General features: G+C 35.2%; 2 protein-coding genes. Both read left to right on the top strand.

Features of this window, described 5'->3' with window-relative positions; genetic code table 11:
- A partial coding sequence (locus ACFINO_RS10635; protein ID WP_375655819.1) for a dephospho-CoA kinase occupies nt 1-241 on the top strand: 241 nt, incomplete at its 5' end.
- A 4-nt stretch (nt 242-245) separates the two neighbouring features.
- Nucleotides 246-685, top strand: a 440-nt coding sequence (dnaQ, locus tag ACFINO_RS10630; protein WP_375655817.1) for a DNA polymerase III subunit epsilon, incomplete at its 3' end; no start/stop codon positions are given.

Raw genomic sequence — 685 nt, 5'->3', positions numbered from 1 at the left:
AACGAAAGGTGAAAAACGTGTAGATAGTGTGGTTGTTGTTTCTGCTCCATTGGCAATACAAAAAGAGCGTGCGATGATTCGCCAAAATATGAGTGAAAAAAAATTTGCTTTTATCAATGGGAGGCAAATGTCTGATGAAAAAAAACGAGCACGTGCTGACTTTATTATTGATACAGGAAAAGATTTAGAAAACACCCGTGAACAAGTTCTTTTTGTGATAAAAAGTTTGCTAAAGAATTAAAATAATGCGTGAAATTATTTTTGATACAGAAACAACAGGTTTAGATAAAGAAAAAGACCGTATAATAGAAATCGGCTGTGTAGAAATGGTTGATCGTTATCTTACAGGACGCCGATTCCACGTTTATTTGAACCCACAAGGCGTTATTATTCCTGATGAAGTTGTAGCAGTTCATGGATTGACCAATGAACGTTTAAAGAATGAAAAAAGCTTTAGTGATATTGCCGATGAATTTTTAGAGTTTATCAATGGTGCAACAATGATTGCCCATAATGCAAGTTTTGATATTGGTTTTCTTAATGCAGAATTAGCACGAGCAAATAAACCACTTATCAGTGTTGACAATATTCTTGATACATTGGCTATGGCACGGCGCAAATTTCCTATGGCGCCTAATTCTCTTGATGTTTTGTGCAAACGTTTTGGCATTGATAATAGTCATCG

The organism is Bartonella sp. AA83SXKL (assembly GCF_042196965.1).
GTDB lineage: Bacteria > Pseudomonadota > Alphaproteobacteria > Rhizobiales > Rhizobiaceae > Bartonella.
The sequence above is the reverse complement of the archived record's forward strand: the minus strand, read 5'-3'. Positions and strand labels throughout refer to the sequence as shown.